At 38.2% G+C, this 23,132-nt stretch carries 21 protein-coding genes and 1 pseudogene; 17 read left to right on the forward strand and 5 right to left on the reverse strand.

The window, feature by feature from the left end; all coding sequences use genetic code 11:
• Nucleotides 1-144: 144 nt before the first annotated feature.
• From H6H03_RS40900 to H6H03_RS41655, 3 genes and pseudogenes are all read left to right on the forward strand, one after another.
• Nucleotides 145-507 (forward strand): annotated as a pseudogene (locus tag H6H03_RS40900) (hypothetical protein); the annotation flags it as partial.
• A 416-nt stretch (nucleotides 508-923) separates the two neighbouring features.
• A complete protein-coding gene (locus tag H6H03_RS36245) occupies nucleotides 924-1,880 on the forward strand; it encodes an MDR/zinc-dependent alcohol dehydrogenase-like family protein (RefSeq protein WP_190959843.1) in 957 nt (318 codons plus the stop codon).
• Between the two features lie 2 nt (nucleotides 1,881-1,882).
• The gene (locus H6H03_RS41655) at nucleotides 1,883-2,008 is read left to right on the forward strand and encodes a hypothetical protein (protein WP_277927409.1); all 126 of its coding nucleotides are present in this window, start codon (nucleotides 1,883-1,885) and stop codon (nucleotides 2,006-2,008) included.
• Here H6H03_RS41655 and H6H03_RS36250 read toward each other — a convergent pair.
• The 5 genes from H6H03_RS36250 to petP all read right to left on the reverse strand — a co-directional run bounded on the left by H6H03_RS36250 (nucleotide 2,005) and on the right by petP (nucleotide 5,084).
• Nucleotides 2,005-2,292: a hypothetical protein gene (locus H6H03_RS36250; protein WP_190959844.1), complete on the reverse strand. Its 288-nt coding sequence runs from the start codon at nucleotides 2,290-2,292 to the stop codon at nucleotides 2,005-2,007. The genes H6H03_RS41655 and H6H03_RS36250 overlap by 4 nt on opposite strands.
• A gap of 191 nt (nucleotides 2,293-2,483) precedes the next feature.
• The gene (chlG, locus tag H6H03_RS36255) at nucleotides 2,484-3,530 is read right to left on the reverse strand and encodes a chlorophyll synthase ChlG (protein WP_190959845.1); all 1,047 of its coding nucleotides are present in this window, start codon (nucleotides 3,528-3,530) and stop codon (nucleotides 2,484-2,486) included.
• Between the two features lie 12 nt (nucleotides 3,531-3,542).
• Complete coding sequence (locus tag H6H03_RS36260; protein ID WP_190959846.1) at nucleotides 3,543-3,662, reverse strand: histidine kinase; 120 nt, start codon at nucleotides 3,660-3,662, stop codon at nucleotides 3,543-3,545.
• Between the two features lie 10 nt (nucleotides 3,663-3,672).
• A complete protein-coding gene (locus H6H03_RS36265; protein WP_190959847.1) occupies nucleotides 3,673-4,773 on the reverse strand; it encodes a Get3/ArsA fold putative tail anchor-mediating ATPase NosAFP in 1,101 nt (366 codons plus the stop codon).
• Nucleotides 4,774-4,892: 119 nt separating this feature from the next.
• The gene (petP, locus tag H6H03_RS36270) at nucleotides 4,893-5,084 is read right to left on the reverse strand and encodes a cytochrome b6f subunit PetP (protein ID WP_190959848.1); all 192 of its coding nucleotides are present in this window, start codon (nucleotides 5,082-5,084) and stop codon (nucleotides 4,893-4,895) included.
• 455 nt (nucleotides 5,085-5,539) lie between these two features.
• On the opposite strand from petP, the gene H6H03_RS36275 reads away from it, so the two are divergent.
• The 14 genes from H6H03_RS36275 to rfbD all read left to right on the forward strand — a co-directional run bounded on the left by H6H03_RS36275 (nucleotide 5,540) and on the right by rfbD (nucleotide 22,986).
• The gene (locus H6H03_RS36275; RefSeq protein WP_190959849.1) at nucleotides 5,540-6,346 is read left to right on the forward strand and encodes an ABC transporter permease; all 807 of its coding nucleotides are present in this window, start codon (nucleotides 5,540-5,542) and stop codon (nucleotides 6,344-6,346) included.
• On the forward strand, nucleotides 6,347-7,090 hold the full coding sequence (locus H6H03_RS36280; protein ID WP_190959850.1) for an ABC transporter ATP-binding protein: 744 nt from the start codon (nucleotides 6,347-6,349) through the stop codon (nucleotides 7,088-7,090).
• A gap of 6 nt (nucleotides 7,091-7,096) precedes the next feature.
• Entirely contained in the window at nucleotides 7,097-10,105 is a 3,009-nt protein-coding gene (locus H6H03_RS36285) for a glycosyltransferase (RefSeq protein WP_190959851.1), read from the forward strand.
• Nucleotides 10,102-12,234, forward strand: coding sequence for a rhamnosyltransferase WsaF family glycosyltransferase (locus H6H03_RS36290; RefSeq protein ID WP_190959852.1), 2,133 nt, complete (start codon nucleotides 10,102-10,104; stop codon nucleotides 12,232-12,234). Before H6H03_RS36285 ends, H6H03_RS36290 begins: the two co-directional genes overlap by 4 nt.
• A 55-nt stretch (nucleotides 12,235-12,289) precedes the next feature.
• Nucleotides 12,290-13,603: a hypothetical protein gene (locus H6H03_RS36295; RefSeq protein ID WP_190959853.1), complete on the forward strand. Its 1,314-nt coding sequence runs from the start codon at nucleotides 12,290-12,292 to the stop codon at nucleotides 13,601-13,603.
• Between the two features lie 63 nt (nucleotides 13,604-13,666).
• The gene (locus H6H03_RS36300; RefSeq protein ID WP_190959854.1) at nucleotides 13,667-14,965 is read left to right on the forward strand and encodes a glycosyltransferase; all 1,299 of its coding nucleotides are present in this window, start codon (nucleotides 13,667-13,669) and stop codon (nucleotides 14,963-14,965) included.
• The gene (locus tag H6H03_RS36305) at nucleotides 14,958-16,025 is read left to right on the forward strand and encodes an NAD-dependent epimerase/dehydratase family protein (protein WP_190959855.1); all 1,068 of its coding nucleotides are present in this window, start codon (nucleotides 14,958-14,960) and stop codon (nucleotides 16,023-16,025) included. The genes H6H03_RS36300 and H6H03_RS36305 overlap by 8 nt, the downstream gene beginning before the upstream one ends.
• A 35-nt stretch (nucleotides 16,026-16,060) precedes the next feature.
• Nucleotides 16,061-17,131 (forward strand): NAD-dependent epimerase/dehydratase family protein, encoded by a 1,071-nt coding sequence (locus H6H03_RS36310; RefSeq protein ID WP_190959856.1) that lies wholly within the window; start codon nucleotides 16,061-16,063, stop codon nucleotides 17,129-17,131.
• Between the two features lie 94 nt (nucleotides 17,132-17,225).
• Entirely contained in the window at nucleotides 17,226-18,143 is a 918-nt protein-coding gene (locus H6H03_RS36315) for a glycosyltransferase family 2 protein (protein ID WP_190959857.1), read from the forward strand.
• Between the two features lie 185 nt (nucleotides 18,144-18,328).
• Nucleotides 18,329-19,177 (forward strand): glycosyltransferase, encoded by an 849-nt coding sequence (locus H6H03_RS36320; protein WP_190959858.1) that lies wholly within the window; start codon nucleotides 18,329-18,331, stop codon nucleotides 19,175-19,177.
• A gap of 11 nt (nucleotides 19,178-19,188) precedes the next feature.
• Nucleotides 19,189-20,256: a glycosyltransferase family 4 protein gene (locus H6H03_RS36325; protein WP_190959859.1), complete on the forward strand. Its 1,068-nt coding sequence runs from the start codon at nucleotides 19,189-19,191 to the stop codon at nucleotides 20,254-20,256.
• Nucleotides 20,257-20,372: 116 nt separating this feature from the next.
• The gene (locus H6H03_RS36330; protein WP_190959860.1) at nucleotides 20,373-21,449 is read left to right on the forward strand and encodes a glucose-1-phosphate thymidylyltransferase; all 1,077 of its coding nucleotides are present in this window, start codon (nucleotides 20,373-20,375) and stop codon (nucleotides 21,447-21,449) included.
• Nucleotides 21,450-21,552: 103 nt separating this feature from the next.
• A complete protein-coding gene (rfbC, locus tag H6H03_RS36335) occupies nucleotides 21,553-22,098 on the forward strand; it encodes a dTDP-4-dehydrorhamnose 3,5-epimerase (RefSeq protein ID WP_190959861.1) in 546 nt (181 codons plus the stop codon).
• A gap of 9 nt (nucleotides 22,099-22,107) precedes the next feature.
• Nucleotides 22,108-22,986, forward strand: coding sequence for a dTDP-4-dehydrorhamnose reductase (rfbD, locus tag H6H03_RS36340; protein WP_190959862.1), 879 nt, complete (start codon nucleotides 22,108-22,110; stop codon nucleotides 22,984-22,986).
• Nucleotides 22,987-23,132 lie beyond the last annotated feature (146 nt).

The raw sequence follows: 23,132 nt of genomic DNA on the forward strand, positions 1-23,132 counted from the left end.
TTACTGGTAAATATTTTTAATCGGCGGTGAATTCAACAATGTGTCAATTAATTTATCCTAAATCTGGCTAATCCAGGTGTTTTTTTCTCCCTCGTGAGAAATCCGGGGATCGCGCAAATATCTAACACAGTATGTCAATTCTCAATTTCTCCAAACTCATCCCATTGGGAATTGATAAATCAAGGATTAGCAGAATATAGTTATATCCTTAAAGGAGAAATTGATAGTCGAGGTTTCTATCAATATGAATACTGTGAAATTCCCAAAGGCTATCACATGCAGTGTACTAAATCTGTACTGCTATGGCGAGCTTGGTGGAAGTATCGCAAGTATACCTCAAGGCCAGGTATTCCCTTGGAACTTTTGATTAGGACACGAGATTCATGGTATCCAATTAGAGATTTAATTATTAGTGACGGGCTTCTTTATATAAAAACTTTAGGAAGCGAGATAGCGCTTGATTCAAACGATTTGGTTACTTGGTTAAATAAAATTGAAGTGAGTTGATAAGTAGAAGGCAGGAGGCAGGAAACAGAAGGCAGAAGGGAAAACCAGTTTTTATAGGGGTTTTAAACTTTTGTATTTTACATTTAATTATGTCTATCTACTTACTAGGATTATCTCTAGTTCACTAAAAACTTCCAAATAAAAAATATCCTACTGTTCGCAGTCAACAGTTATCAGTCGCCAACTTCAAGCGCTTATTTTTATTATTGGTGTTGCCTGACGTTTCATCCCGAAGAAATTGTTATACTATATACCGATTAGTCCGGCGCTTACTAAGCTATTACGCTTGAAAATTACATAGTTACTGATGTTATTGAATGCTGACGGTTAACAGTCAATCGTCAACAGTCAACACAAAAAGATTTACTGCACTAGAGGTGCAACAGCTTACTTTTTTTATTACCCCTGAAATAGTAATGAAAGGACTCTGGCTCGAAAACAACCAATTGGAACTACGGACGGATATCCCCATTCCTGAACCGGCATCGGGAGAAGCTCTGGTGCGCGTCTTGCGTGCGGGTATTTGTAATACTGACCTGGAATTACTTAGAGGCTACTACCCTTATACAGGTATTCTAGGTCATGAATTTGTCGGCGTTGTCGAACAAGGGCCAGAACACCTAGTTAACCAACGTGTAGTTGGAGAAATCAACGCTGTCTGTGGCCATTGCCGTTTTTGTCGCAGCGGACAACCGACTCACTGCGAAAACCGAACTGTTTTAGGTATTGTCAACCGCCACGGAGCCTTTGCTGATTATCTGTGTTTGCCAGTAGAGAACCTACATTTAGTACCTGATAATGTGCCAACAGAAGTAGCAACATTTACTGAACCTTTAGCAGCAGCTCTGGAAATTCAACAGCAAGTGCCATTACATCCAGACAATCGTGTACTAGTGGTTGGAGACGGCAAACTAGGGCAGTTGGTAGCCCAAACACTAGCTTTAAGTGGCTGTGAACTCTTGGTTGTAGGGCGTCATGCAGACAAACTTGCCAACCTGGAGGTACGAGGGATTAAAACAAGTCTTGCTAATGCTGTCAAAGATGGATATTTTGATATTTCAGTAGAATGTACTGGCAATCCAGAAGGATTTGCGATCGCCCGTCGTGCCCTACGTCCACGTGGTACATTAGTCCTTAAAAGTACCTATGCTGGCAACCTCAGCCTCGATGCTTCTTCTTTAGTTGTGGATGAAATCACCCTCATCGGCTCTCGTTGCGGCCCCTTTCCCCCAGCACTCCAGTTGCTAGCCACAAAACAAGTGGATGTACAACCCCTAATTCATGCCAGCTACCCCCTAATTGAAGGGCTTGCGGCTTTTGAACAAGCTCAAAGTCGTGGAGTTTTAAAGGTTTTGTTAGAAATTAGTCATTAGGTATGGGGCATTGGGCATTGGGCATTGGGCATTGGGCATTGGGCATTGGGTTGGGCATTGGGCATTGGTTATTCCCTGCGTCCCCGCGTCTCCTCATTCCCCTCATCTCCCTCATCCCCGTGCCCTAATACAGGTAAGGATTAGTCTTCGGTTGATAGTCAGAACAATCAATTGCTTCTTCTGTGTTGGCAATGGATGGGCGGACAGTGCATTTAAGACGGTAATTATCAGTAAAATATTGGCAACCAGTACAGGGGATTTGATGCATTTGTTTGGCTGTAGCTACACTATCTCGCGCTGCTGCCCAAATATTCAAAATAGCCAAAATAATTACAGCCCAAGCAACTACAAAGCAAATTGGGACTAACAAAGGTTGAATTCCACGAATGAGGAAGTAGATCAGTTCTAGCACGGCATTTCCTGATAGAAATTAGGAGTTAGAAGTATATTACCTCCTAACTCCTAGTTCTTAACTTCTCACTATAGAAGTATAAGTTTATTGGTTAAGTGCTTAGGGAATGGGGAGGTGGGAAGATGAGGAAAATGAGGGAGAATAATAACTCCTAACTCCTAACTCCTAACTCTTGACTCCTAACTGTTTTGTTAAATGCCAGCATGGCCGAGTGCTAAACCAACAACGAGCATTCCCAGAACTAGGAAGGGTTGGGCACTGGCTTGGTACTTAACGTCATTAGCTACAGGATCGCGTAAAAAATAGATATTCTGCAAGATGATTTGCGGGATGATTAACAGTAGAAGTATTCCTGCATACAAATTCTCATGAATGTAGACGAGATAAGCTGCAATGAATCCTTGAAATACATCAATTGTCAGTACGCAAATCCAGGCGGCGGTGGTGATACCAAACATGACGGGTAGTGAATTTAACCCTAATTGCCGATCGCCTTCTACACTCTTGAAGTCGTTGACAATGGCAATTCCCAATCCAGCTAAGCTGTAGAACATTGTCAAAATCACAATTGTAGAATTGAGTTCGCCAAACAAAGCGTGTCCTGTAGACCAAGGCAGAGTAATATAGCTTGCACCCAAGGCGTAGCTACCTAGCCAGCCGTTTTGTTTGAGTTTCAGGGGAGGGGCAGAATAAATATAGGCGATGAAAGAACCAATAATGGCGATCGCACCGATTGTGGGGAATTCATGACCAGCCCAGACATCGAGCAAAAATGCCAAACCAATACCACCAATTAATAATACCCAAATCTGCGTAATTACCTGGGTTAGGGAAATTGCTCCAGAAGGAATGGGGCGATAGGGTTCATTGATGGCATCGATTTCGCGATCGTAGTAATCATTGAGGATTTGGGTATAACCTGTCATCAATGGCCCGGCCAGGAACATACAGGCTGCTACCTTCAAAACATTTTCTAGCGTCCAGGTATAGTTACCAGAAGAAGCCGCACCACAAACTACACCCCAAATTAAGGGAATCCAGGTGATAGGCTTCATCAGTTGCAAACGGATTTTCCAAATTGAAGTCTCACCTGGTGATGCACCTTTCATCCCTAGCAATTGCCGAGCTTTGGCAGTGCGATCTTCAGATACTATTGCTTGGTCAGTGGGATTATTTACCACTGAGTCTAATGCCTCAGCCGATTTGGAATCTGGGGTAATGGGAGTTAATTCTGACATAATTTTTACTTATTAATTGGGGATTGGGGATGGGGCATGGGGCATTGGCCAAACAGGGGGTGCTGAGTTAGGAGTTAGGAATTCTTCTTTCGCTTCCTCATCCCCCTCATCTCCCCATGCCCCATGCTCCATGCCCCATTCCCTAAAACGAAATTATCAAATAATTATTTTGAAACTTTGCTCCAGCAACAGGTCTACCACTCAGAGCCGGGGGCAGAGAAATATTCCGCCGCTGGTCTCCTGCTTCCACGGTGACTTCCGGGCCATACTGGGTGAGTTTGACTTGTTTTTTGTCAAATCCTGGTAGGAATAAGCGTACCTGACGATTGTGGATGTCAATTTCAATTGGTTTGGGAGCCTGTGCTGCTTGGGCTTCAAAGTTAGGTAGGGCCTCTATGAGTGTTTGCCAGTCACTTGTTGGGGATTCAGGAATAACGCTCACAGGTAAAGGTGTAAATTCCTCTGACAGTTGGATGTTTGTCTCGGAAGATACAAGCAGAACACCACCTACAGTTAGACCAATTTGCTGAGCGCTACCCCACAAATAACGGGCATTTGCTACCTCAATTGGGTCTTGTGTGGTCACTAAAAAAGCTGCAATACGCTTGGGATCGCTAAGAGCAGCTCTTCCTTGGTCTAAGAAATTATTAACTTGGTTAGTGGGCTGAGCAAAGTTGTCTGCTGTCCAATTTACATTGAAAAAGGTGCTAATCAACGGTTGAATTAAGGGCGATTCAGCAATTGTTTTGCCTAAATCAGAGTTGACAAACAATTGCCTAAATCGCCGGACATACCAACTTAGAGATTCTGGCAATCCCAGCATCCGCAGGGTGGAAGAGTCACCTGTGCCATCGTAAACGATCGCATCATATTTGCCACTGGCATCATATTCTCGGATCGCATTCAGGGCAAGGGCGCTGTCCATTCCCGGCAATGCTATCAATTCTTGACCAAAAACGTCTTTGAATATGGGTGTGCGGAGGTATTGCGCCTCAAGTTTCTTTGCTTCTTCCCAGTTGCTCTCTAGTAGTACAGATGCTTGAAATTGTACTGCTTGTAAATTGGGTGCGATTTCCTGAGGTTCGGAACCAACAGGAGTACCCAGCAGGATTGGCAGTGCTGGTTCTGCTAGTCCTGCTAAAAGTACGCGCTTGCCTTGGCTTGCCAATAATTTGGCGGCGGCGATCGCAATTTTGGTACGAGCGATGCCGCCTTTGCCCAAAAATGTCAATATTAGAGCCATTATTTGATTCCTCTTTTCACCGCCGATCTTCAACTCCAACTTAGCATTCAACAAAGATTCTCAACCTGGGCTGTCAACTTCAGAATTCAACAGAAAAATCCGTTTCTGAGTTCTTTTCCCTACACAGGCTTGATTTCATCTTCAAAAAACCAAGTAGAAGAATTATCCTCAAACAGCACTACTACACCGATTCCTTGACCATCGGTGACTTTGTACCCTTGGATAACACCCACTTGTCCTAATTTTTTCGCAATGGGAGCAGAAACGCGATCGCGCAAACGATAAACTTTAACCTTTTGTCCGATTTCCATGCCTGATTACAATTTCAGATAAACCAGTCTCAGTTTAGCTGAATCCGTGACTCAGCTTTCATAAATTCAGCCAACATGAGGGGGAAAATCAACGCCAACGGGCCGAACGATTGGCAGAGTATTTCCGATCCTTAATCGATCCAGATACTTTGAGTTAGCTAATTTATAGTAGCGCCTAAATCATTCAATCTAGACATCGTAAAAAGGATTATATTTGACTTTTCAAGATTTTTATGATAAAAAAGCCTGGTTTGTGGCAGAGAGTTCTAGGAACTAATTGCTAAACTAACTCTTCTTCCAAGGGGAAGATGCAGTTAAGTCCATAAAAATGGTAATTGTAACGATGCTTTTTAAAGCAAAATTTTTATGTTAGGGTAGTGCGTCAAAGTACGCTCTAATAGTTAAAGTATAGAATTTGCAAATACATTGCGTGTGGTGTGTGGTAGTTGTTAAGGATGACAATTTCGCTTAAAGACAATTCAACTTGGCTACAAGTGCTGCGTTACTGGGAATTGCTCCATGTTTTGGTAGCGCGAAATCTCAAAGTGCGTTACCGAGGTTCGTTTCTAGGGGTTTATTGGTCACTCTTCAACCCCTTGATTATGACTGGGCTATATACAGCGATTTTCGGCGCAACTTTTGCTTCCTATTATGGCAACTCAATACTGAACTACGTATTGGCAGCTTTTACGGGGCTAGTAGTGATAAATTTCTTCTCAGCTTCTACTTCCCAGGCATTGAGTAGCGTAGTTGGTAATGGCTCACTCTTGAATAAAATTAGTTTGCCAGTCAGCGTTTTTCCTGTATCAATGATTGGTGCAAACGTATTTCAATTTTCAGTAGGGACATTTCCCTTACTGGCATTAATGACATTGATTTATTCCAAAAATTTCATCAATGTATTGGCGCTAATATTTCCGTTTCTCTCCTTAATTTTAGTTTGTACGGGAATAGGTTTTTTAGTTAGTGCTTTATACGTATTTTTTAGAGATTTGCCCTATTTTTACGAATTAGTTGTATTTGTAATTTGGCTCAGTAGTCCTATATTTTATCCAGCAGCTATTGTTCCACCGCAGGTAAGACAGTTTTTACGTCTAAATCCGCTATCACCAATTATTGAAAGTCTGCGTCAGATTACATTATCAGGTTCTGCACCAAATTTAGGTTTAATTTGGGGTTCTCTACTCAGTGGGGTAATTATTTTAGCCTTGGGGTGGACTTGTTTTCACTTGTGGCGACATCAATTTATGGATTTGCTGTAAATGGAAGTAATTCGCCTAGATAATGTTTCGCTATTGCGACGTACACAAGAAGAGTTTTCTTACGACCTTAAGAGAACAATCTTATCATTTTTCGAGGGTAAATATCGCCAACCCGTGCAAAAGTTGGTGCTAGACGAAATTAATTTAGTAGTAAATTCCGGTGAAAAATTAGGAATTATTGGGGCTAATGGTTCGGGAAAGTCAACGCTGCTCAAAGTGATTTGTGGAATTTTGCGGCCGACAAGTGGTGTAGTCAGAGTAAGAGGCCGCATTGCGCCATTGATAGAGCTTGGCGCCGGATTTGATTCAGATATTTCCGTCATAGATAATATTCTGCTATACGGCGTCTTACTGGGATATTCTCGGAAAGAAATGCACGAAAGAACGCAGTCAATCTTAGAGTTTGCAGAGTTAGAAAATTACGCGTTAGTACCGCTTAAAGGATTATCTTCAGGTATGGTAGCGCGATTAGGGTTTGCGATCGCTACCGATGTACAGCCCGATATCTTAATATTAGATGAAGTCTTATCAGTAGGAGACGAAAAATTTAAAAACAAATGTAAGCAAAGAATTGATAATTTTTGGGATGGCAATTCAACAGTATTAGTAGTTTCACACGATTTGCATTTTCTTGTAAAATATTGCAATCGTTTAGTTTGGTTAGATAAAGGAAGAGTCAACTTTATCGGTAATGCTGAAGAAGCAGTCAAAAATTATTTACATAATTTAACTATACAGGAATAATCAAAGATGCTTGAATTTGAATATCAGAAATTTTACGATGAAAATTATTATCTACAGATGGTTCCTGGCATTCCTTATGATAGGACAGCTAACGATGGACATTGGCTGCGCTTTTTTAATGCAGTTGCAGATAAACTAGCAAATTATGTTTCCCCTAGTTCAGTTTTAGATGTTGGTTGTGCCAAAGGTTTTTTAGTGGAAGCATTTCACAATAGGGGTATTACCGTACAGGGTTTTGATTATTCTGAATACGCAATATCTTGTGTCAGGCAAGATCTAAAATCCTCTGTTTTTGTTGCTTCTGCTGCTGATTCTAGTGCTTTTCAAAAAACTCAATATACTTATGATTTAATAACGTGTATTGAAGTGGTAGAACACATGCCACGACATGAGGCATTAGAAGCAATCAAAAATATTTGTGAGTATGGCAAAGTCATATTTTTCTCATCAACTTCTGAAGATTTTGCCGAGCCAACACATTTAACAGTTTTACCTCGGATTAATTGGCTGAAAATATTTCTAAATCATGGTTTTATTCCTGATTATAATTTTGATATATTCGATTTAGTACCTCATGGGGTTTTATTACGAAGAATCGGGGAAGATAAAATTACAGAAATTAGCAAGCTTCTCGAATTGAGTGAATTGTATGTTGAGGAGTTAAAAAGCGAGATAAAAAATCAAAATATTATTAATTCACAAATAGTAAATTTAGAACATAAAGTTCATTTAACTCAGGCAGAATTAGAAAACTCTCAACATCAACTCCAAGCGACTCAAGCAGAATTAGAAAACTCTCAACATCAACTCCAAGCGACTCAAGCAGAATTAGAAAACTCTCAACATCAACTCCAAACAACTCAAGCAGAATTAGAAAACTCTCAACATCAACTCCAAACAACTCAGGCAGAATTAGAAAACTCTCAACATCAACTCCAAGCGACTCAGGCAGAATTAGAAAACTCTCAACATCAACTCCAAACAACTCAAGCAGAATTAGAAAACTCTCAACATCAACTCCAAACAACTCAAGCAGAATTAGAAAACTCTCAACATCAACTCCAAACAACTCAGGCAGAATTAAAAAGTTGGCAAAATTTGGTCTGTTGGATGGAAACTAGCAAGTTTTGGAAGTTACGAAAAATATATTTAGATTTAAGAGAAAAAGTAACAAATACTAATAATGTAAATTTACCTTTAGTAGGACTGGCTACTAAAAGTATTACTGTAATCCGCCAAGAAGGCTATGAGAGTTTTAAGAAACGTGCATTAAATTTTTTAACATATAAAATGATGGGCTTCAATACTAGGATGAATTTTACAGATACCCTAGTAGCTGAAGTTTTACATATTTTAGCTGATTCTTCAGAATATACACAATGGATAAAAGACTACGAGCCAACTGATAAAGAACTCAATGAACAAAAAAATCAAGCTTTGGCTTTAAATTATCAACCTGTTCTGAGTGTAATACTTCCAGTTTATAAATTACCTATAACTATTTTAAAGGAAACCATTAATAGTGTATTTCAACAAACTTATACTAAATGGGAGTTGTGTATTGCATTTGCAGATATTCATAATTTGGAGACAACTGAATACTTAAAGGATTTAAGTTCGCGAGATACAAGAATTAAGCTTGTTATCTTACCAGAAAATCACGGAATTTCTGGCAACTCCAATGTTTGTTTAGAAATGGCTACTGGAGAATTTATAGTTTTATTAGATCATGATGATTTGTTAGCACGTTGGGCATTTTATGAAGTAGTAAATAAACTAAACAATCAGCCAGATTTAGATTTCATTTATTCAGATAAAGACTGTATTACTGCAAATAGTCAGATTAGATCTCGGCTATTACTTAAGCCAGAATGGAGTCCAGAAATTTTATATTCAGCTAACTATTTGACTCATTTGTGTATCGCTCGTCGAGAAATTGTAAATTATATAGGGGGATTTCGTCCAGAAACCGACGGAGCGCAAGATTGGGATTTATTTTTACGTATTGCAGAGCAAACATCACGTATTGCACGAATTGATTCTGTACTTTACCACTGGCGTATTATACAAGGCTCAACTTCTTTAGGAATAGATTCTAAACCCTATGCACTTCAAGCACAGCTAAAATCTCTTAAAGATCATCTGAGTCGAACCCAACTTCCAGCAACAATCTCACCACATCCAGAATGTGGTTTTCAAATAGAGTGGAAAACTCCAGTCGCAAAAGTCTCAATTGTGATTGACGGTGAAGTGCCTTGGGACAATTTATCGACTTGCATCAGTGCTATTTCCGTATTTGCTGACCCCAACTTCCATAAAGCCAAAGTCGTTTTACCAGAGTCTAATTATTATTCACAGGCAAATGAAATAAAAACACTCACAGAACAAATTAATTTACCTATTGATTGGCTACTGATTAGTGAAGGGAATTCTAAGTTAGCGACTTTAGCAGAGGCGGCGAAACAGGATGCTCCTGATGTAGTTTTGTTTGTATCCGGTCAAATCATCAGATTTCAAGAGGGATGGATAGAAGAATTAAGTGGTTGGGTTCTGAATCATCCAGATATCGGATTTGCGTCAGCACTAATTTTGACAAATAAAAATATAGTTGTTGAAGCCGGATTAATTGTTGATAAATGTGATAATGGTTACCCGTTATTCTATGGGAGTAATTTATATACTTGGGAAACATTTGGTGGAGCATTATGGTATCGAAACTGTAGCGCTAGTTCTCCTTGGGCAATAGCTTTTAATTACCAACATTACTTAAGTTTAGAAGGATTACCTACAGATTCTCCTTCTGTAAAGCACTCAATAATCAAGCTTTGCCAAGCAAGTCGAGCCGCTAATAAACGTGGTTTGGTGAATCCTCACGCCAGAGCATTTTTAGAAAATTTACCAGAATATAACCTGCCGAAATTTGAGAATTCCTTAGCAAACGATCCTTATTTTCATCCTGCATTTGCATCTGTAGTTCCGTTGAAATTAAGAGCCAAAAATGGAGAACGTTCATGAAAGTTCCAGTATTTATTAAAAACTTAATTAAAAAAAGGTTAATGTCCTTAGATAAATATACTAGAGATGCGACTGCATTAGCCGCAGTCATGGATTTTTCCACTCATGACATTTATCAAGCTCAGCAACATCCAGAAAGAGTGATTCCATCTGGGCCTCATATTGTCAATTGGTATCTACCATCGTTTGAAAACGCTTTTTATGGTGGAGTCATGACAATACTACGTACAGCCGATTATTTACTGCAAAAAGGAGGAATGCATCAAAGATTTTTGATTTGTGGTGAAGCAAGAGCCGATATTATTTTTGGACACATTATTAAAGCATTTCCAGCCTTAAAAACATGTGAAGTTATAGTCCTGAACACAGCAGAAGCAATCAATAATATACAGCCTGCCGATTTTTCTATAGCAACACTTTGGACAACTGCTTATGTCTTGCTAAAGGTTCAAAATACGGGATTGAAGTTTTATTTTATTCAGGATTTTGAACCTTTATTTTATCCAGCGGGTTCTACGTATGCTCAAGCTGAGGCAACATACCGTTTTGGATTTTATGGAATTGCCAATACTATCAGTTTAAAAAATATATATGAAAGCGAATATGGAGTAAAGTGCATTCACTTTACTCCTTGCGTAGATCCTAAAGTTTTCTATGCAGATAATAGTTCGAGAAAAGATAACCCAAAACGGATCTTTTTTTATGGCCGTCCCGGACATCCTCGAAACGCTTTTGAGTTAGCAATTACAGCTATGCGTCAACTCAAAAACCGTTACGGCTCTAATATTGAAATACTATCTGCTGGTGCAAATTGGAAGCCTGAAGACTATGGCTTACAAGGAGTGGTAGAAAATCTTGGTTTGCTCAGTTATGAAGCAACAGGAGATTTATATCGTTCCTGTCATATTGGGTTATCTATGATGATGACTAAGCATCCATCTTACTTGCCTTTTGAGATGATGGCATGTGGTGTACTAGTCGTTTCTAATATCAATAACAGTACAAAATGGTTATTGAAAGATAGGTACAACTGTCTTTTATCCTATCCTAGTGCTACATGTATAGCTGAAACAATCTCAGAAGCAATTGAGCGATATGAAGATTTAGAACATATTAGAATTAATGCTGCCCAAGAAATAATTAATAACCATGCAGATTGGGATGTTGAAATCAAAAAAATTTATAATTTTCTTATCAATTCCGAAACAAAATCTAATGGCGTTTTAATGCAATCTAATGGCGGTATTTTCGGCTCAATGGTCTTTTATGTAAGAAATGGATATCGCCACTACGTGCAAGATTTAGATTGGATGAATGATAATGGCTATACTTGGCCTGATGATATTCAAAGAGTCAGCGATGAAACGTTGCTAAAGTTACTTGCTGGTCGTCCAGCACCACATTTTTGGTCATTTGCAGATTGGCAGAATCCGCCAAGAAATTGTAGTAGTATGCAGATGCGGGAAATAGCAGCATCTAGGCTTCGTGGAAAAGGCATAGAAGTTGGAGCTGCTGCATCTCCTTTTCCTATACCTTTACATTGTAGCGTTGAATATGCGGATATATGTTCTCCAGCAGTAATCAAAGATAAACTATATCTTGGTCAAAATCCTAATACTTTAGTTGAACCAACTTGGATTACAGATTTAGAAAAGCTTGAAGGAATTGGAGATAATAGTCTTGATTTTATAGTTGCTTGCCATGTCATTGAACACACTCAAAATGTTTTATTAGCTCTGGAAAATACTTACAATAAACTCTGTGTGGGAGGTTCTTTAGTTTTAGTAGTACCAGATAAAGACAGAACCTTTGATAAACAGCGCGAGTTAACAACACTAGAACACTTGATTTTAGATTATCAAAATCCTTCACCAGAGCGAGATAAAGAACATTACGTAGAATTTTTTCAATTGGCTTTTCCCATAGAAGCAGAGAAACTAGATGAAACAGTAAATAAAAATTTCCATGAAAAAGCTGATATTCACTTTCATACCTTTACTTATGATAGCTTTGCTTTAATAATAGATTATGTATGCAAAAATATTAATCCTTGGTCATCTGTATGGTCGCAACCTACTCTGTCCAATCCAACAGAGGATATAGAATTTTATTTTGTGTTAACAAAGTAGTTTCCGCAATTATGGGGTAATCATATTGCAAAGTAACGGAGTGAGTAAATGATTCATGGAAACTAACCGCGCTATTTCTTCCCATCATCCAAGCGGACGCAGATTACTGTATGTTCATATAATAATGTTTGTGCTCGCTTTTCTAGTAATTATCTCTAGGCGACCTGATGCCATTTTAAATCCGCAATTTTGGGCAGAAGATGGAACTGTATTTTATGCCCAAGCATACAATGATGGAAGTCTAAATTCGTTATTCTTACCTTACGCAGGATATCTACATGCTTTGCCCAGATTAACTGCGGCGTTTAGTATGCTGTTTCCTTTCAAATTAGCACCACTTATTTTTAATTTGATTGCTATTATAATTCAAATCTTGCCAGTAACCTTTTTGATTTCCTCTAGGTTTTCAAAATTAATACCCAATATAAATTATGGAATTTGTATATCTTTTCTCTATCTAGCTTTACCTGGATGTTATGAGGTTAACGCAAACATTACTAATACACAATGGCGCATAGCACTTTTAATATTTATGGCTATGATTGCTCAATCCTCTCAAGTTTTAGTTAATTTGTTCGACCTTATAATCATTTTAATAGGAGGGTTAACTGGGCCTTTCTCAATTCTGATAATGCCAATAATTGTATTTTTAATTTTTTCCAAAAAAATTAAAAATAAAAAAATGACCGATCTATTTTATTTTAAATTTGTGGTATTAATATGTACAGCTTTCACCCAATTTATTGTGCTTAATAGTAATCAAATTGGTCAAGCAAGACTCAGTAAAGCAGGTTCGATTTTTTTATCTTTTGATGATGTAAAAAGAATATTACAAATTTTAACAAATCAAGTTTTCTCAATTTCAATTTTCGGCACTAAGATTACTAATTATTTTATCAATGTATTACCAGATTTTCTGTATAATATTTTAAATATAATAATACTAATTGCAGGAATTATTGCTTTACTTTATTTGTTGCTTAAATCCCCTCTTGAGCTAAGAGCTTTTATTCTGTTTGCTGCTCTTATCCCTTTTACAGCAATAGCTTTGATGTTTCCCAACATAACTGTATTTGAGCCTGTGGGTGTTGGTGCGCGTTACTGGTTTAACTCAGTATTAGCATTTTCATTAGGAACTATATGGCTTTGTTACAAGGCATACACCCAAAAGAATTACATCGGGAAGGTTTTCGCTCTAACGATACTAGCCACTTTGTCAATTGGCATAGTAACTGACTGGCAACATCCTCCTTTTACTGATTTTAAATTTGCTAGCTATGCGGATAAGTTTGTGGAATTACCAGCTGGACAGGAAATAATAATTCCAACGAATCCAGCACCTTGGTCTATTAAATTAATTAAGCATTAGCCAGGAGTTTAAATTATTTCATTAAATGATAATTATTATTCTTGATTTTTATAAAGCTGTATTATGCTTAAAAAATTATTACAGACCAAAATACTGAAGTTTTTACTAGGCGGCGGTTTAGCCGCTGCACTAAACTTAGTACTGATTTATTTAATAATTGAAAAGCTAGGATTTAATACACCTTTTTTGCGTAATCTAGCCAATGCAATATCAATTGAACTTTCTTTAATATTTAGTTTTTTTATATATCGGGCATGGGTTTGGACTGGTGGTATTTGGGATCTGAGAGAAGTGTTCTTACGACAACTTCCTCTTTACCATATTTCTGCGGGTGCTGCCGTTATTACTCGTGTTTTCTTGATTTTTCCAATTTTAGATTGGTTGAGAGTTAACTATGCGATCAATACTATAATAGGCGCACTTGTGAGTGCATCGATTAATTATTTAATTAGCGATCGCTTCGTATTTAAAACCCCAAAACAAAAAAGACAGCTTACATATTATCCAGAAGCATTGGCTCCAGCTCTATTAGTAAATCCTAACTCCATCGGGGATGAATCAAGAACGATAGAGAATTCAAAATCTATCAAGACTTTATCAATAGTAATTCCAGCTTACAACGAAGAAGACTGCATAGTTCAAACTGTTGGCACTATTAGCCAAGTTTTGGAACAAGAAAAAATAGATTACGAAATTTTAGTTGTTAACGATAACAGCAAAGATAACACAGAACAATTATTACAGCAGCTCAATTCGGAAAATAGTAAGCTGCGTTACATCAATAATTATTATCCCAACGGCTTTGGTTTTGCAGTTCGCTGTGGCTTAGAAAATTTTACAGGAGATGCTGTAGCAGTAGTTATGGCAGATAGTTCAGATGCTCCAGAAGACATCGTAGCTTATTACCATAAACTGCAAGAGGGATACGATTGTGTTTTTGGTTCTCGCTTCATTAAAGGAGGTAGAGTCATTGACTATCCCAGCCATAAATTAATTGTTAATCGGTTAGCTAACTTATTTATTAAAATTTTATTTGGCTTGAAATTTAACGACACCACCAATGCGTTTAAAATTTATCGGAAAGAAGTTATTGAAGGTATATCTCCGTTAGTATCTCATCATTTCAATTTAACGGTAGAAATGCCACTCAAAGCCATAGTAAGAGGCTATTGTTATACAACAATTCCCATTACTTGGAGAAATAGAACCACAGGAGTTTCTAAGTTAAAACTAAAAGAAATGGGCAGTCGATATTTGTTTATAGTCCTCTTCATCTGGCTAGAAAAACATTTATCGCGTGGAGATTATCATTTAAGCAAAAATAAACTGCTAGCAAATCAAAGGTTTAAATCTAATGGCTGAGAAGATTCTGATTTTAGGAGGGGCTGGTTTTGTTGGCAGTTCCTTAGCAATTAATCTAAAAAAGCATCATTCTCAGTGCAAAATTATATGTTTTGATAATCTCCGGAGGCGTGGTTCAGAATTAAATCTTCCTAGATTCAAAAATTTAGGAATTGAGTTTATTCATGGTGACATTCGTTCCTCTAGCGATTTAGATCCTGAAATCTTTGATGTCGATACTATTATTGATTGTTCTGCTGAACCTTCTGTACTTGCAGGATTTAATTCTCCACAATATGTCCTGCAAACAAATTTAGTAGGAACTATCAATGTTCTGGAATTAACTAGACAAATTCAAGCTCGTTTGCTGTTTCTATCAACTAGCCGTGTTTATCCGATTGAAACACTAAAATCAATTAATTTAGTAGAACTGCCAACCCGTTTTAACATTGCTGCTGAACAAACAATACCGGGAGTATCTGATTTAGGTATTGCAGAGGAATTCCCACTTCAAAGCTACCGTTCTCTATATGGTACTACTAAACTTGCCTCGGAAATGCTCATCGAAGAGTATCGACAAGCTTATAATATTCAGGCAATAGTCAATCGTTGTGGTGTAATTACAGGCCCTTGGCAAATGGGTAAAGTTGACCAAGGTGTTTTTGTTTTGTGGTTAGCGGCACACTATTTTGAAAAATCTCTAAGTTACATAGGCTATGGCGGTACAGGTAAACAAGTTAGAGATTTATTGCATATTGAAGATTTGTTATGCCTAATTGATTACCAGTTAGAACATTTTTCCGAACTAGATGGAGATGTTTTAAATGTTGGTGGAGGTGTTGATAATAGTCTATCGCTATTAGAGACTACTAAATTATGTGAGGCAATTACTGGTAAATCTATTGCAATTGCATCAGAAGAAACAGCTAGACAAGGTGACATTCCTATTTATATTACAGATTCTTCCAAAATAATTTCTAAGACTGGATGGAAGCCAATGATAAATCCCGAACAAACTCTTAGAGATATTTATCAGTGGATTCTTGAGTATGAAACAATTCTCAAGCCCGTTTTATCCTAAACTGATGATTGTAGTGTGAGGGAATTAAAAATATTATGCCTACTGTTTTAATTACTGGTTCATCTGGTCTAATTGGTTCCGAATCAGTTCATTTTTTTGCCCAGCAAGGTTTTAATGTTGTGGGTATCGATAATAATATGCGGGCTGTATTTTTTGGTGAATCTGCATCAACAGAGTGGAATCGTCGCATTCTAGAAGATAAATACGGTGATAGCTATCGTCATTATGATATTGATATCCGCGATCGCTCTGCAATAGAAAACCTATTTCAAGAATATTCCTCTGATATTTGTCTGATTATTCATACAGCAGCACAACCATCTCATGACTGGGCAGCAAAAGACCCTCATACAGATTTTACAGTTAATGCTAACGGTACTTTAGTATTACTAGAAGCAACTAGACAATGTTGCCCTGATGCAATTTTTATATTTACTTCAACCAACAAAGTATATGGTGATACTCCTAACTATCTACCTTTGCAAGAGTTAGAAACCCGCTGGGAAATTGAACCAAATCATCAATATAAAGAAGGTATTGATGAGTCAATGACAATTGACAACTCCAAACATTCTTTATTTGGTGCTTCTAAAGTTGCCGCAGATGTACTAGTTCAAGAATATGGTAGATACTTCGGCATGAGGACTGTGAGCTTTAGAGGTGGTTGTTTAACTGGCCCTAACCATTCTGGCGCTCAGTTGCATGGTTTTCTAGCTTATTTAATGAAATGTACGATTACTGGTGACAGTTACACCATATTTGGCTATCAAGGTAAACAAGTTAGAGATAATATACACAGTTACGATTTGGTGAATGCTTTTTATCACTTTTATCAAAATCCCAGATGTGGCGAAGTTTATAATATCGGGGGTTCTCGACATAGTAATTGCTCTATGTTAGAAGCAATCTCAATTTGCGAAGATATTGTAGGTAAAAAGCTGCAATATACTTATACAGAAGACAATCGTTCTGGTGACCATATTTGGTACATTTCAGATGTTAGAAAGTTTCGTTCTCACTATCCAACATGGGAATATAAGTACAATCTGCGGCAAATATTAGAAGAAATGTATAATGCTCAAACATCTAGAAATCTTCGTTATTAAGAAAGGCTGTTTTAAAAGTATCTCGATACATCAGCTTGGAGATAAGAGCATTAGAACGCCAAATAAATAGGGTTTTTACATAAAATCTAAATCAATGACAGCAAAAGTGGCAGCTTACATAACCGTCTATAAAGATAAACAAGCTGCCAGGAATTGTCTACAAGCTATTAAATCTCAATCTATACCAATAGATAAGATTTTTGTAGTAGATAATTCCGAACAAGAATTATTAAAACGCGATAATAATCCATCGGTTTTGATACATCATTATCCAGAAAATGTTGGCATTGGTCAAGGCTTAGTACTGGCGCTGGAATGGGCTATAAAAGAAGGTTACGATTTTTTATGGACTTTTGACCAGGACAGTTTACCAACTAAAAATTGTTTAGAAATTTTGTTAAATTATTACAATAAGTTATCTCTAGAGGATGACAATAAAATTGGAATTATTGCTCCGACTCCCATAGATCAAAAAACTGAGAAAGTTATACAAGGAGCAACTTTTGTAAAAGATCATTTTATAGGCTACATACACAATCATAATGTTGATTTTTATGACTGCGATTCACCTATAACTTCTGGTTCTCTAATTTCCATTACTGCCGCTAAAATTGTTGGTTTTCCTCGGTCGGAATTGTTTATAGATGGAATTGACCTCGACTATGGGCTGAGATTCCGACAACAAGGATTCCGTAATCTGATAATTACTAAAGCTAGTATGTATCATAATTTTGGTAATCCAGTTAAAGTAAAATTTTTTCAGAAAGAAATCATTGTTCACAAATACTCTGGTCTCCGTTATTACTACATTAATCGAAATCACACTTATTTAGAAACTCGCTACGCCCAAGGCTTGTATCGGTTAACTAGTTGTGCTAGGCGCATAAAATATTTACTCCGCAGTATAGTTATAATTTTGCTGTATGACCCTGAAGAAAAAAGTCTAAAAATATGGGCTTGTTTGCTGGGAATATTTCACGGCTTTCAAGGAAAGCTTGGTAAAGTTTGGTAGTAAAGGGACTAGGAGTTTAATAAAGAACTTATCTAATTTTTTAGAAGATGAGTATTAATACCAATTTGGGTAATAATTTCACAAATTCTCCGCTAAAAAACTTATTGTGTAACTATTGCAAAATTTAAAATGATATAATTATTTTTTAGCGAAATTAACTGATATGAAAGTTTAATATAAATACAGTGATTTATTTTTTAACGGTTAATTACTATTCTAGTAATTTGATTCTAAAATTAGTTGATTCTATAGAAAAAACAAATGATGTAGATTACAAGCTAATTATTATCAATAACTCACCTGACGATCGCTCTATTAATCATCTTCAAACAGAATCCGTATTAATTTTAGATGCAGGGGCTAATTTAGGTTTTGGTTGTGCTTGTAATTTAGGCTTAGAATGGATTTACATTCAAGACCCCCAAGCCTATGTTTGGATAATTAATCCCGATGCTTATTTAACAGAAAATACTTTAGAAAAAATTCAGCCTTTTTTTGATCTGTATCCAGAAATTTCAATTCTTGGTACATTAATCTGTACTCCAAAAGGCGAAGTTTGGTTTGCTGGTGGTAGTTTTATTCCTAAAACTGGTGCAATAATTTATGAAAAAAAAGTAACAAATATAGATGCTGACTATGTTAATTGTGATTGGATTTCTGGTTGTAGTTTAATCCTGAATTTGAAAAATTTTACTGAATGTCCTTATTTTGATTCTGATTACTTTCTTTATTATGAGGATGTAGATTTTTGCTTACGTTACTCTAATAGAGGGCATATAGTTGCGATAAATAATAATTTTTTAGTCCTGCATGAAGGTTCGTCTATTACTAATAGAAATATTTTTCTAAAATTTAGAAATGGTACTTATGGTTATCTATTAACAATAGATAAACACACAAATCAAGTTATTTTTAATATCAGATTAATATTTCAGGTTTTAAAAGCAATTTTACTAACTATAGTAAAGCCCAAAGCTGGGTTAGGAAAATTTTATGGGATATGGGGTTATGTCGTAAAACAGCAGCATAAATAATTTATTTTTAAATGGCATTATTAATTAATCTCTCATTCCTGCTAAATCAACCTACAGGTATCAGTACCTACGCTCTAAATTTATTGCCTCACTTACAAAAACTTTATCCCACACTCTTAGTTTCTCAAAATATTTTTGGTTATAACTGCTACCCATCTCCCGCTAACTTAACCCCAGAACAAGGGGTTAAAGGTCATTTGAAACGCCTTGTTTGGACGCAATTTAAATTACCACAAATCTATAGACAGTTAAAATCCCAGATTTTATTTTCCTTGCTTCCAGAAGCGCCTATTTATACAAACTGCCGTTTTGTCGTGATGGTTCACGATTTTATCCCGTTGCGTTTTCCTAAAAGCTTTTCACCGCTGACATACTATCACCGCTATTACATTCCTCAAGTCATCAACCAAGCACAACATATTGTCTGTAATTCCCAAGCTACAGCTAAGGACATCACCGATTTTTATCAGATTCCAGCCAGCAAAATCACTCCAATTCCCCTTGCTCACGATCGCACTCACTTCCGTTTTCTCAATCTCCCCACTCGTAACTATTTTCTCTACATTGGGCGGCAAAATACTTATAAAAACTTACACGGACTTATTGCGGCCTTTGCTGCACTACCCAATAACAGCAACTACGAACTGTGGCTAGCAGGGCCAAGCGATCGCCGCTACACCCCAACCTTAAAAGCCCAAGTTGCCCAACTTGGCATCACCCATCGAGTAAAATTCTTGGATTACGTTCCTTACAGCGAATTACCAAAAATCATCAATCAAGCGATCGCCCTTGTCTTCCCTAGTCTATGGGAAGGTTTTGGTTTACCAGTCTTGGAAGCAATGGCTTGTGGTACTCCAGTAATTACTTCCAATCTCTCCTCCCTACCCGAAGTAGCTGGGGACGCGGCGATTCTAATTGACCCCTACAACACTAGAGAAATTACAGAGGCGATGGAAGCGATCGCCACTGATTCAGCATTGCGATCGCGCCTTTCTAATCAAGGAATTATCCGCTGCCAACAATTCAGTTGGGAAAAAACCGGACAAGCAACCGCCGAAGTATTATCCCGCTACGTGTAGAATATTACCGTTGAGCAGAGGACGCGGGGATGGGGGGACGCGGGGACGCGGAGAATAACAAATGCCCCATGCCCCATGTCCCATGCCCAATGCCCAATGCCCAATAACAAACCCTTATGAAAGCATTAATTCTCTCTGGTGGTAAAGGTACACGTCTGCGTCCCCTCACCTACAGCGGAGCAAAACAACTCGTACCAGTCGCTAACAAACCTGTTTTATGGTATGGCATTGAAGAAATGATCGCTGCTGGTATTACTGATATTGGCATCATTATCAGCCCGGAAACAGGCGCAGAGGTTCAAGCAAAAACGGGAGATGGAGAATACTTTGGAGCCAAGATTACCTACATATTACAAAAACAGCCAGCTGGACTTGCTCATGCAGTCCAAATCGCCCGTCCGTTTTTAGGAGATTCTCCCTTTGTTATGTATTTGGGCGATAACCTAATTCAATTAGGCGACTTAAGGTACTTTCTGCAACAATTTAGCCAACAACAGCCTGATGCTTTAATTCTCTTACGTCCTGTTGCCAATCCTACCGCCTTTGGTGTGGCTGAGGTCGATGATACAGGAAGGGTATTGCAGTTAATTGAAAAACCGAAAGTCCCTCCTTCAAATCTGGCATTGGTAGGGGTTTATTTCTTTTCTCACATCATCTTTGATGCGATCGCCAATATCCAGCCTTCCCCTAGAGGCGAACTTGAAATCACTGATGCCATTCAATACCTCATCGATCAGCAAAAACAGGTTGTGGCACACAAACTCCAAGGCTGGTGGTTAGATACTGGTAAAAAAGATGACTTATTAGAAGCTAATCGTTTAGTTCTCGACACCTATTTGACACCATTAAATCTCGGCGAAGTCGATGCCCAAAGTCAGATTATTGGGCGAGTGAAAATCGGTGCAAAATCTCAAGTTATTAACTGTACAATTCGCGGCCCAGTAATCATTGGCAACAATTGTCATTTAGAAAACTGCTTCATTGGCCCTTATAGTAGCATTGCTAACAATGCCACACTCATTGATACAGATTTAGAACACAGCGTAATTTTAGAAGGTGCGAAAATTGCCGGAATTCATCAGCGTATTATCGATAGCGTCATTGGACAACGCGCACAATTGACTCTTGCACCCCGTCGCCCAAAAGCTTTACGATTTCTAATTGGTGACGACTGTCAAATTGAACTTACATAATTTACTCAATTTTGGCACGGTTGAAATGTTATGCTACTACCTGTATTTATTCTGTGATTTACTTCCAAAATTAACACTGTGGCAAACTACTCATAATATATTAATGAGCATTACACGTACCAAAATTCCTGAAGTTATACAACTCGAACCCAAAGTATTTGCAGACGATCGCGGTTTCTTCTTTGAAGCCTATAACCAACAAAAATTTACTCAAGAAACTGGTATTGCTGCGAACTTTGTCCAAGATAACCACTCTTTTTCTAAGCAAAACGTCCTGCGTGGATTGCATTACCAAATCCAACAACCCCAAGGTAAACTCGTTCGTGCAATTGCCGGCACTATCTTTGACGTAGCCGTAGACATTAGAAAGAGTTCGCCGACATTTGGTAAATGGGTAGGTTATGAACTCAGTGCTGAAAACAAACGCCTACTTTGGATACCAATAGGCTTTGCTCACGGCTTTCTCGTGCTTTCAGAAACAGCCGAAGTTCTCTATAAAACTACAGATTACTACGCACCCCAAGGCGATCGCACAATCGTCTGGAACGATCCAGATTTAGCTATAGACTGGCCTTTAAATGCGCCACCGATTTTATCAGCTAAAGACCAAGCTGGTAAATCTTTAAGAACTGCTGATATCTTTGATTAAGCGATTGGGATGAGTAAATCAATTCTGCTAATTGGTAGTAACGGTCAAGTCGGTCAAGAATTGCAACAAATTCTACCATCCCACTACGGCAATGTTATCTCAGTGGCACGCCCAATAGTAGACCTTACCGAGCCTGATACCCTCCGTAACGTTATCAGATCCAACCAACCGCAAATCATTATTAACGCCGCTGCTTATACCGCCGTAGACAAAGCCGAAAGCGAATCTGAACAAGCTTACGCTATTAACGCGACTGCACCTTTAATTCTTGCCGAAGAAAGCCAAAAATTAGGAGCTTTTCTAATTCATATTTCCACCGATTACGTTTTTGATGGCAATGGCTGTCGCCCATATCAGGAAACTGATGCGACTAACCCCTTGAGTGTCTATGGAAAAACCAAACTCGCAGGAGAACAAGCAATTCGAGAAAATTGCACCCATCACCTCATCCTCCGCACAGCTTGGGTGTATGGAAACTTTGGTAAAAGTAACTTTGTCAAAACCATGTTAAGACTCGGTGGCCAACGCCCAGAACTGCGTATCGTCGCCGATCAAATTGGTAGCCCGACTTGGGCAAAAGATATAGCCACAGTCATAGCCGAAATCATTCCCAATTTGAGCTTAGATATCGCAGGCACATACCACTACACAAATAGCGGTGTTGCTAGCTGGTATGACTTTGCCATTGCCATTTTTGAAGAAGCCCAACAGCTAGGGTTTCCTCTCAAAGTTGAAAATATCATCCCCATTACAACCCCCGAATATCCCACACCCGCCCGTCGCCCTCCCTATTCCGTCCTTGCTTGTGGCAAAATTTCGGCACTTCTAGGAACCCATCCCCCCCATTGGCGACAAAGACTTTGCCAAATGCTCAAAGATTGCGCATAGGGCATAGCAGATGGGGCATGGGAGATGGGGGAGTGTGGGGAGTGTGGGGAGAGAGGGGAGTGTGGGGAGATGGGGAAAAAGAGAATTTATGCTTCCCTTTCCTCCCACACCTCCCACACCTCCCACACCTCCCACACCTCCCACAC

Origin of the sequence: Nostoc paludosum FACHB-159 (assembly GCF_014698835.1) — a bacterium.
Lineage (GTDB): Bacteria > Cyanobacteriota > Cyanobacteriia > Cyanobacteriales > Nostocaceae > Nostoc > Nostoc paludosum.